The sequence below is a fragment of the Nonomuraea sp. NPDC001684 genome, assembly GCF_053596515.1.
On record NZ_JBSFGJ010000361.1, the window covers coordinates 1 to 9,531 of the forward strand.

11 protein-coding genes are annotated in these 9,531 nt (G+C 73.6%); 5 read left to right on the forward strand and 6 right to left on the reverse strand.

Annotation, left to right across the window (positions count from 1 at the left end; genetic code table 11):
- Both ACWCSD_RS39640 and ACWCSD_RS39645 read left to right on the forward strand, forming a co-directional pair.
- A partial coding sequence (locus tag ACWCSD_RS39640) for a hydantoinase/oxoprolinase family protein (protein WP_449922592.1) occupies positions 1 to 818 on the forward strand: 818 nt, incomplete at its 5' end.
- The gene (locus tag ACWCSD_RS39645) at positions 811 to 2,619 is read left to right on the forward strand and encodes a hydantoinase B/oxoprolinase family protein (RefSeq protein ID WP_397163684.1); all 1,809 of its coding nucleotides are present in this window, start codon (positions 811 to 813) and stop codon (positions 2,617 to 2,619) included. The genes ACWCSD_RS39640 and ACWCSD_RS39645, both read left to right, overlap by 8 nt.
- A 14-nt stretch (positions 2,620 to 2,633) precedes the next feature.
- Here ACWCSD_RS39645 and ACWCSD_RS39650 read toward each other — a convergent pair whose 3' ends face one another.
- Positions 2,634 to 3,503, reverse strand: coding sequence for an NAD(P)-dependent oxidoreductase (locus tag ACWCSD_RS39650; RefSeq protein WP_387664200.1), 870 nt, complete (start codon positions 3,501 to 3,503; stop codon positions 2,634 to 2,636).
- Between the two features lie 72 nt (positions 3,504 to 3,575).
- Between ACWCSD_RS39650 and ACWCSD_RS39655 the strand changes: the two genes are divergently transcribed.
- A complete protein-coding gene (locus ACWCSD_RS39655; protein ID WP_449922594.1) occupies positions 3,576 to 4,256 on the forward strand; it encodes a histidine phosphatase family protein in 681 nt (226 codons plus the stop codon).
- On the opposite strand, the gene ACWCSD_RS39660 is transcribed toward ACWCSD_RS39655, so the two are convergent.
- Genes ACWCSD_RS39660 through ACWCSD_RS39670 form a run of 3 tightly spaced genes read right to left on the reverse strand, consistent with a single transcriptional unit; the run spans position 4,234 to position 5,772 of the window.
- Positions 4,234 to 4,683 (reverse strand): hypothetical protein, encoded by a 450-nt coding sequence (locus ACWCSD_RS39660; RefSeq protein WP_387664204.1) that lies wholly within the window; start codon positions 4,681 to 4,683, stop codon positions 4,234 to 4,236. The genes ACWCSD_RS39655 and ACWCSD_RS39660 overlap by 23 nt on opposite strands.
- Complete coding sequence (locus ACWCSD_RS39665) at positions 4,673 to 5,194, reverse strand: RNA polymerase sigma factor (protein ID WP_449922596.1); 522 nt, start codon at positions 5,192 to 5,194, stop codon at positions 4,673 to 4,675. The genes ACWCSD_RS39660 and ACWCSD_RS39665 overlap by 11 nt, the downstream gene beginning before the upstream one ends.
- A gap of 47 nt (positions 5,195 to 5,241) precedes the next feature.
- Positions 5,242 to 5,772 carry a uridine kinase family protein gene (locus tag ACWCSD_RS39670; protein ID WP_358284922.1) on the reverse strand — a complete coding sequence of 177 codons (531 nt, stop codon included), beginning with the start codon at positions 5,770 to 5,772 and terminating at the stop codon, positions 5,242 to 5,244.
- Positions 5,773 to 5,847: 75 nt separating this feature from the next.
- On the opposite strand from ACWCSD_RS39670, the gene ACWCSD_RS39675 reads away from it, so the two are divergent.
- Together ACWCSD_RS39675 and ACWCSD_RS39680 are read left to right on the forward strand one after the other, a co-directional pair.
- A complete protein-coding gene (locus ACWCSD_RS39675; RefSeq protein ID WP_358284925.1) occupies positions 5,848 to 7,005 on the forward strand; it encodes a CaiB/BaiF CoA transferase family protein in 1,158 nt (385 codons plus the stop codon).
- Positions 7,006 to 7,078: 73 nt separating this feature from the next.
- A complete protein-coding gene (locus ACWCSD_RS39680) occupies positions 7,079 to 8,563 on the forward strand; it encodes a carboxyl transferase domain-containing protein (protein ID WP_397163695.1) in 1,485 nt (494 codons plus the stop codon).
- 4 nt (positions 8,564 to 8,567) lie between these two features.
- Here the strand turns inward: ACWCSD_RS39680 and ACWCSD_RS39685 are convergent, their stop codons facing one another.
- Both ACWCSD_RS39685 and ACWCSD_RS39690 read right to left on the reverse strand, forming a co-directional pair.
- Positions 8,568 to 8,963: a hypothetical protein gene (locus ACWCSD_RS39685; RefSeq protein ID WP_352363918.1), complete on the reverse strand. Its 396-nt coding sequence runs from the start codon at positions 8,961 to 8,963 to the stop codon at positions 8,568 to 8,570.
- Entirely contained in the window at positions 8,960 to 9,406 is a 447-nt protein-coding gene (locus ACWCSD_RS39690) for a hypothetical protein (protein ID WP_358284931.1), read from the reverse strand. Before ACWCSD_RS39690 ends, ACWCSD_RS39685 begins: the two co-directional genes overlap by 4 nt.
- Positions 9,407 to 9,531 lie beyond the last annotated feature (125 nt).

Below are 9,531 nucleotides of genomic sequence, written 5' to 3' on the forward strand. Positions count from 1 at the left end.
TCCACCCGCCCGTCCAGGTGGCGCTTGTGGAAGCCGCCCACCCTGCCGGGCAGGCCGCCGTCCCGGCCCGGGGGCGGGAGGGCACCGTCAAGCGCGGCCTCGACGTACGGGACTTCCCGCTGGTGACGTTCGGCGGGTCGGGGCCGCTGCTGGCCTGCCGCCTGATCGACATCCTGGGCCTGCCCGCCGTCGTCGTGCCGCGCGACCCGGGCAACGTCTCGGCGTTCGGCCTGCTCACCGTCGACGTCAAGAACGACTACGTGCGCACGTACGTCACCCGCGACCTCGCCCTCAAGACCGCCGCGCAGATCTTCCAGGAGCTGGAGGGCCAGGCCGCCGAGGCGCTCGACCGCGAGGGCTTCGACGACCCGGTCCACGTGCGCAGCGCCGACCTGCGCTACTACGGGCAGGCGTTCGAGGTGCGCGTCGCGGCCCCGGCGGGCCCGCTCGACGACGACTGGAAGCGCACGGTGATCGACGCCTTCCACGACGCCCACGAGAAGCTGTACGGGTACGCCTACCGCGACGACCCGCGCCACGGCGTCGAATGGGTCAACCTGCGCGTCTCGGGCATCGGTCCCATCACCCGTCCGGCGATCCGGCGGCTCGGCAAGCCGGGGGAGGGCGCCACGTCGGTCCGTCCCGTGCACTTCGATGAGACCCGCGACACGCCGATCCACCAGCGGGCCGCGCTCGGGCCGGGCGCCACCGTCCAGGGCCCGGCGGTCATCGAGGAGTACGGATCGACGATCCCCGTGCACCCGGGCTTCACCGCGAAGGTGGACGAATACGGAAATGTGGAGATCCGACGTGATTGATCCGATCCTGGTGGAGATCGTCGAGGGCACGCTGGCCTCCGTCGAGCGGGAGGTCGAGACGGCCATCGCCCGCACGGCCCGCTCCCCGATGATCCGCGACGCGCACGACTTCCGCGCCGGCATCCACGACGCCCGGCTGCGCAAGCTCACCGGCCGCTCCTACAGCGCGCTCGTCCAGCCGATCGTGCGCGACTTCCCGATCGAGACGATGAAGCCCGGCGACGTCTACTTCCACAACGACGTCTACCTGTCCGAGGGCGGCATCGGCCACCTGCCCGACCTGTGCGTCACCGTGCCGGTCTTCCACGACGGGGCCGTGGTGGCGTTCGTGCAGGCGTTCGGCCACCACGACGACATCGGCGGCGCGGTGCCCGGCTCGATGCCCTCGCACGCCCGCTCGGTGTACGAGGAGGGCCTGATGATCCCGCCGATCAAGCTGTGGGACCAGGGCGTGCCGAACGACACCGCGCTGCGCATCATGACCCGCAACTCCCGCATGCCCGACTCCCTGGCCGGCGACCTCGACGCCGAGTGCTCGGCCTGCCTCATGGGCGCCCGCCGCCTCGGCGAGCTGTTCGACCGGTACGGCAGGCAGGCCGTCGAGGAGTGCTTCGACGCGATCGTCTCCAAGACCACCGAGACCTTCCGCAGGGAGCTGCTCGCCAAGATCCCCGAAGGCACGTACGTCTGGGAGGACTACGCCGAGCACGACGGCGTCGACGAGCCCCGCCTGCACGCCCAGCGCATCACGCTCACCGTCGACCACGCCGCCGACGCGCCGCTCACCATCGACTTCACCGGCACCTCGCCCCAGGCCAAGGGCCCGATCAACCACGCGGGCGACTACGCCGACGGCGTCTTCCTGAAGAAGTGGCTGGCGCCGGTGCTGCGCAACCTCGCCGACACGCCCGAGCGCATGGCCGAGCTCGACGTCAACGAGGGCGTCGTGCCGCTGATCAGGATGGTCTTCCCGGAGAAGGGCACGCTGCTCACCCCGGTCTTCCCGGCGCCCACCAACGCCCGCACGTTCGTCATCCTGCGCCTGCTCGGCGTGCTGGCCGGGGTGCTGGCCAAGGCCACCGGCGGACGCATGCCCGCCGACCAGGAGACCATCCGCTACACCGGCGTCTACGGCAGCGACGCCGACGGCACGCCGTACCTGATGCGCGAGGTGCTGGGCGGCGGCTCGGGCGGCCGCTGGTACGCCGACGGCGAGGACACCATCCACATCGTCCCCGACTCGCGCAACATCCCGGTCGAGTTCGCCGAGGCGCGCTGGCCGTTCCGGGTGGAGCGGCTGGGGCTGGCCTGCGACTCGGGCGGCCCCGGCATGTTCCGCGGCGGCCTGGGCTACGACAAGCACATCAGGATGCTCAGGGACGCGTCGTACATGTCGATCGCCGACCGGTCGATCCTGTCGTGCTGGGGCGTCAACGGCGGCCTGGCCGGGCGTCCGTTCCGGGTGGAGATCGCCGGCAAGGAGATGGACGGCCTGGTGGACGACCACCCCGTCCAGGCCGGTGACCTGATCCGCATCCGCACCACGGGCGGCGGCGGCTGGGGCTCCCCCTACGACCGCGACCCGCGGGCGGTGGCGGCCGACGTCCGCGACGGCAAGGTCTCGATCGCCGGCGCCCTGGGCGACTACGGCGTGGTCCTGGACGGCGACCGCATCGACGAACGCGGCACCGCCGAGCTCCGCGCCCGCCTCCGCCCGCCCGCTGACCGCTTCTTCGACCGCGGCCCCGGCTACCCGAGGCTGTCCGGCGGCAGGACGTTCGCGGAGGTGGACGAACTGTAGGGAACCGGCGGGGGCTACTCCTCGTCGAAGCTGGCGAAGTAGGTGGCCACCATGTCCTGGTCGCCGTGCCCCTGCGCCTCGGCGCGGCGCAGGCGCTCGCCGGCCGCCGCCACCATGTCCAGCCGCACCCCGGCCGACTCGCCCGCCTCCGTGATCAGCCGGGTGTCCTTCTCGGCGTTGTGCACGGTGAAGGACGGCTCCAGGTCGCCCTCCAGGATGGCCTTCGACTTGGCCTGGAAGTAGACGTTGTCCAGCGGGCCGCCGGTGATCACCTCGCGCACCAGGCCGGGGTCGACGCCGAGCCCCTTGGCCAGGGCCAGGGCCTCGGCCACGATGCCGGTCATCGAGATGGCGTAGCTGACGGCGGCCATCTTGAGCCTGGTGCCGGTGCCCTGGGCGCCGTCCTCGCCGAGCCACAGGGTGCGCGCGCCGACGGCGTCGAACACCGGGGCGAGCGCCTGCCGGGCCGGCTCGGGGGCGGCCGCCAGGATGAGCAGCGTGCCCTGTTCGGCCGGCTGCCTGGTGCCCTGGACGGGCGCGTCGGCGAAGGTCAGCCCGTGCTCGGCGGCCAGGGCGGCCAGGCGGCCGACCGCCGCCACGCCGACCGTGCTCATCTGCGCCCACACCTGGCCGGGGCGCAGCGCGGGCGCGGCGGCGGTCATCGCGTCGTGCACGGCGTCGCCGTCGCTGAGCATCGTGACGATCACGTCGGCGCCCTCGACCGCCTCGGCGGGGGAGCCGGCCACGACGGCGCCGTCGGCCGCCAGCGGCTCGGCCTTGTCCCGCGTGCGGTTCCACACCCTGACCGGCAGGCCGGCCTTGAGCAGGTTGCGGGCCATGGGAGCGCCCATGAGCCCGGTCCCGAGCAATGCGACTTCAGTCATGAGGATCACCCTACGACGGCCCGCTCCGGCGGCTTCGGCGAGGTACGGCGTCCGGATGCGAGGATGGCGGCCATGGGACCTTCGCGGATCGTCGCCGTACGCCACGGGGAGAGCCAGGCGAACCTGGCGCACGCGCAGGCCGGCGACCGGCCACTGGTCTACGAGCGGGGCGACCACGAGGTGACGCTGACCGACCTCGGCCTGCTCCAGGCGCGGGCGCTCGGCCGGATGCTGGCCGGGCTGCCCGCCGGCGAGGCGCCCGAGGAGGTGTGGTGCTCCCCCTACCTGCGGGCCCTCGACACCTGGAAGGCCGCCCAGGAGACCTGGGGCGCCGGCGCGCTGCCGGTCACCGTGGACGAGCGGCTCAGAGACCAGGAGTCGGGCGATTTCGCCCGGTTCAACCTGGCCGCCATCGGCGAGCGGTTCCCCGGCGAGGTGCGGCGGATGCGGGCCGAGGGCCCCTACGCCTACCGTCCGCCCGGCGGCGAGTCGCTGGCCGACGTGGTGGCCCGGCTGAAGGACTTCCTGCACGGGCTGCGCGCGGCGGCGGACGGGCGGCGGGTGCTGATCGTCGCCCACGACTCGGTGGTGCTGGGCCTGCGGCACGTCATGGCCGGGCGGGACGACGCCGACCTGGCCGACGTCCTGCGCTTCGCGCCGGTGCTGAACGCGTCGGTGTCGGTCTGGCGGGCCGCGGGCGGAGGGTTCGAGGTGGTGGCGTTCAACGACGTCACCCACCTAGATCCCGCTTGAGCCGCAGCAGCCGCGCCCGCCGCGCGTGGGCCTGCCCGGTCAGCACGGCGCTCGCCGCCACGAACGCCAGCCCGAGCGCCAGCGCGCCGGTGGCCACGGCGGCGACGAGCGCGGTGGTGAGCAGGGCCGCCGCCAGGGCGATCCAGCCGGCGATCACCCGGTCGCGGGCGAACAGCGGCGTTCTGCGCGTGCTCAGCCAGCCGCCGTAGCAGGCCCAGGCCAGGCAGAACGCGGTGAGGGCGGCGAAGGCCAGGTGGGTGCGGCCGGGCAGCGGGCCGGGCTCGGTCCACCACAGGGCGCAGACGAAGACCGTCCCGGCGGCCCCGGCGAGCAGGGCGGTCAGCGCGCGCACGCGCCGCCACGGCGACAGCGACGGTTCGAGGCGCTCGATGATCTGGTCGGCGGTCAGGCGCGGCTCATCGGTCATGGTCGATCTCCTTCAGGTGGTCGCCCAGGAGGCGGCGGGCGCGGCTGAGTCTGGACTTGACGGTTCCGGCGGGGATGCCGCAGATCTGGGCGCACTCCTCGACCGGCAGGTCCTCCAGGTAGTGCAGGACGAGGATCTCCCGCTCGGGAGGGGGCAGGGCGGACAGGGCGGCGAGCAGGCCGGCGCGGTCGACGACGGCCTCGGCGGGGTCCTCGGTCACCGGTTCCGGCTCGGCCGCGCCCTCCGCCCTGGCGTACTCCTCGCGCAGGCGGTCGGTGACCGCCCGGCGGGCGATGGTGAACAGCCAGGGCGCGAACCGTCCGGGCGCGTGCAGCCGGGGCAGGCCGCGCACGACGGCCGCCCAGATCTCCTGGGCGACGTCGTCGGCCCGCTCGGCGTCCAGCATGCGCCGGACGTAGGTCCAGACCGGGGTGTGCCAGCGGCGTACGAGTTCGGCGATCGCCGCGCGCTCGCCCAGCTGGGCGCGTACGACGAGCAGCTCATCTGTCATGTCGTCCTTCCGTCACCCTGTTCAGTCGGGCGGGAGGGCGACCCGGTTCACGTCTCGACGACGAGATCGGCGCGCTCGCGGGTGCGGTCGGCGGCGAACCAGGCCCGTTCGGCGGCGAACCACTGCCGCCACCGGGGTTCGAGCTCGGGGCCGTCGCGGTCGAGGACGCGCCGCAGCCGCACGGCCTCGGGGGCCTCCACCCAGACGGTGAAGGCCAGCAGCCGGGCGGCCGACCGGCGGGCGGTGCCGACGCCCTCGACGACCAGCACGGGCGCGGCCGGCACGGAGACCTGGTCGGCGTAGCGCTCGCGCACCCAGTCGTACCGGCGGAAACCGGCCGGGCGGCCGTGCCGCAGCGGTTGCAGGACCTGCTCGTCCAGCAGCCGGAACCAGGCGCCGGGGCCGTCGTCCCAGTGGACGGGGAAGTCGTCGCTGTGGATCACCTGGCAGCCGAGCGCCGCGCCGAGCCGGCCGGCGAACGTGGTCTTGCCCGAGCCCGCCGGGCCGTCGACGGCCACCAGGCGGACGGGCCCGCAGGAGGGCGGCAGGGCCTGGATGCGGCGGGCCAGGGATTTCACCGGACCAGGGTAGGCGATGGTGGACGGCCGCCTGAGAGAATATTCTTCCGGCCCAACGCAAGCTGGAGGTTGACCTTGCTCGGACCCCTCGGCGACGTCGTCGTCCTCGATCTGTCCAGGGCCCTGGCGGGGCCGCACGCCGCGCAGATGCTCGGCGACCTGGGCGCCCGGGTGATCAAGGTGGAGCATCCGGACGGGGGTGACGACTCGCGCGGATGGGGGCCGCCCTTCGTGGGGCCCGACCACGACATCTCGACCTACTTCCTGGCGGCCAACCGCAACAAGCAGTCCATCGCGGTCGATCTCAAGTCCGCCGAGGGCAGGCAGCTCATCGAGCGGCTCGTCCGGCAGAGCGACGTGCTGATCGAGAACTTCCGCACCGGCGTGCTCGACCGGCTCGGCTTCCCCGTCGAGCGCCTGCACGAGCTCAACCCGCGCCTGGTCGTCCTGTCGATCACCGGGTTCGGCCACGACGGGCCCGAGGGCGGCCGGCCGGGCTACGACGTGATCGCCCAGGGCGAGGCGGGGCTGATGTCGCTGACCGGGCCCTCGCGCGAGGAGCCGTACCGGGTGGGCGCCTCGATCGCCGACCTGCTGGCCGGCATCCACGGCGCGTACGGTGTGGCGGCGGCCCTGTACGAGCGCGAGCGCACCGGCCGGGGCCGGGTGGTGCGCACGTCCCTGCTGGCCGCGGTCACCGGCGTCCACTCCTACCACGGCACGGCCTGGACGGTCGGCGGCCAGGTCCCCGGCGCCAACGGCAACCACCACGCCTCCATCGCCCCCTACGGCGCCTTCCGCTGCGCCGACGGCATGCTGCAGATCGCCGTGGCGAACGACGGCCAGTGGAAGAAGGTCGCCAAGCTACTCGACATCGACCCTGATGTGGCGAAATATGCGACCAACAGGCAGAGATTCGCACACCGGGACGAGCTGATCGCCGACATGGAGAAGGCCCTGGCCGACCACGACCGCGCCCACTGGCTGGCCAGGCTGGGCGAGGCCGGCGTGCCCGCGGGCGCGATCAGGTCGATCGACGAGGTCTACGCCTGGGAGCAGACCCGCTCCCAGGGCCTCCTGGTCCAGGTGGACCACCCCGTGCTGGGCCCGATCGAGCTTCCCGGGCCGCCGCTGCGCTTCGACGGCCTGCCCGCGGCCGAGCACACCGCGCCCCCCGCGCTCGGCCAGGACGGCGAGGCCGTGCTCGCCTGGCTCGAAGAGCGGGAGGGATGATCGGCAATTCCCGGCTCCGGCATGTACCCTCGTGCGTCACCATGGCATCATCGGTTGATCGTTAGGAGCGATAGTGAGCCGTCCGGACGCGCGCACACTGATCGAAGCGGTCCTCGACAGGGGGTCGTGGAAGTCGTGGGACGCGCCGCCCGCCGATCCGGCGGAGCCCGGCTCCTCCTATGCCGAGGAGCTGGCCGCGGCCCGCGTGAAGTCCGGCTACGACGAGTCGGTGATCACCGGCGAGGGGCTGCTCGACGGCCGCAGGGTCGCCGTCGTGGTCTGCGAGTTCTCCTTCATGGCGGGGTCGGTCGGGGTCGCCGCGGCCACCCGCATCGCGGCCGCGGTCGAGCGCGCCACGCGTGAGCGGCTGCCGCTGCTGGCCGCCCCGGCCTCGGGCGGCACCCGGATGCAGGAGGGGGCGCTGGCGTTCGTCCAGATGGTCCGGATCACCGTCGCGGTGCAGGAGCATCGCGCGGCCGGGCTGCCGTACGTCGTCTACCTGCGCCACCCGACGACGGGCGGCGTGCTGGCCTCCTGGGGCTCGCTCGGGCACGTCACGGCGGCCGAGCCGGGGGCGCTGATCGGGTTCCTCGGGCCGCGGGTGTTCGAGGCGCTGCACGGCTACCCCTTTCCCGAGGGCGTCCAGGTGGCCGAGAACTTCTACGAGCACGGCCTGGTCGACGCCGTCGTGTCGGCCGACGACGCCCGCAGGGTCGCGATCCGGGCCCTTTCCGTGCTGTGCGCCGCGCGTACCGGCGTCGAGGCGGGCGAGCCGCCCGCGGAGGACCTGCGGCCGGTGGAGGCGTGGGAGGCGATCACCCGCTCGCGCCGCGACGACCGTCCGGGCGTGCGCACGCTGCTCAAGCTGGCCGCCACCGACGTGACGCCGCTCAGCGGCAGCGGCGCCGGTGAGAACGAGCCGGGGCTCGTGCTGGCGCTGGCCAGGTTCGGGTCGGCGCCCGCCGTGGTGCTCGGCCAGGACCGGCGAAGACAGCGCCGGCGCTCGCCGCTCGGCCCGGCCGGGCTCAGGGTGGCCAGGCGCGGCATGCGCCTGGCGGCCGAGCTGGGGCTGCCGCTGGTCACCGTGGTCGACACCGCGGGGGCCGACCTGTCGAAGTCGGCCGAGGAGGGCGGGCTGGCCGCCGAGATCGCCCGCTGCCTGGCCGAGCTGGTCACCCTCGACGCGCCGACCGTGTGCCTGCTGCTCGGCGAGGGCGCGGGCGGGGCGGCGCTGGCGCTGCTGCCGGCCGACCGGGTGTTGTGCGCGCAGCACGCCTGGTTGTCGCCGCTGCCGCCGGAGGGCGCCTCGGCCATCCTCTACCGGTCGGTCGACTTCGCCCCCGAGATCGCCCAGGCCCAGCGCATCCGGGCCACCGACCTGCGGCGCGACGGCATCGTCGACCGGGTGATCCCTGAGCTGCCGGACGCCGCCTACGAGCCCAGGCAGTTCTGTGAGCGCGTGGGGCGGGCGCTGGAGCACGAGATCGCCAAGCTGCTGGAGGCGCCGCCGGCCGACCGCCTGGCGGCCCGCCTGGCCCGCTACCGTGCCCTGGGCTGACCGCCTAGGGCACGGGGATGCGTTCGACGCGGATGGAGAAGACCTCCTCGCGCGGCACGACCACCTCGTAGGCGCCGTGGTCGACCATCCAGTAGCCGAGCGCCTCGGCCTTCATGCCGCTGTGGCCGGTGTAGGCGATGTGCAGGCCGTCGTCGTCCTCGTCGAGGACGATGCACGGCTCGCCGCCGAAGGCGCCGACGGTGCGGACGAGCACCAGCCACTCCAACCGCGACCTGGCCACCACCCGCCGCCAGTAGCCCGAGGCGGGCTCGAAGCCGTCGAGCTCCACCTCGCTGAACAGCACCACCTGGTCGTTGTCGGGGCCGAGCGCGGCCGGCAGCGTACGCTCGCCGAACCGGGCCACGAAGCCGGAGGCGACCGGCGTGATCTCCTCGCTCATGCGGCGGGCCGCCAGGTCAGGCCGTCGTAGCCGGCGAAGGGCCGCTCGCCCTCGTCGGTGACGTGGACGATCTCCGCCCCCGCCGGGATCGGCATCGGGACGGTGTGGAACTGCGGCACCACGTGGTCGGGCGAGGTGGTGAACCCGTTGCCGGCGAACGGCGGCACGTCGCTCCAGTCGCCCCCCATGTGCGGGCCGTAGGGCACCGCGTAGGTGTCGACGTCGCGGGCGTGCCAGCGCATCAGGTAGAGCTCAGGCACCTCGGGGAACAGCTCCGAGCCGTCGAAGGACAGGTCGAGGCCGTAGTAGAGGGCCGCCGGCGTGGTCAGCCTGACGCAGTCCTGGACCCGGTAGACGTAGCCGGAGATCACCGTGCGCTTGCCCGACAGGTACGGCACGAGCAGACGCGGCGGCACGACCTTCTGCATCTGCGTTCCGCTCATGGCTCTACTTTACGGTCGGTTGACCCTTGAGCACCCGGTGATCCAGACACGGGAGCATGGCCCTGGCGGTGGCCGTCCATTCGGTGTCGAGGCGGACGAGCTGGACCCCCGGACCGGTGCCGAGG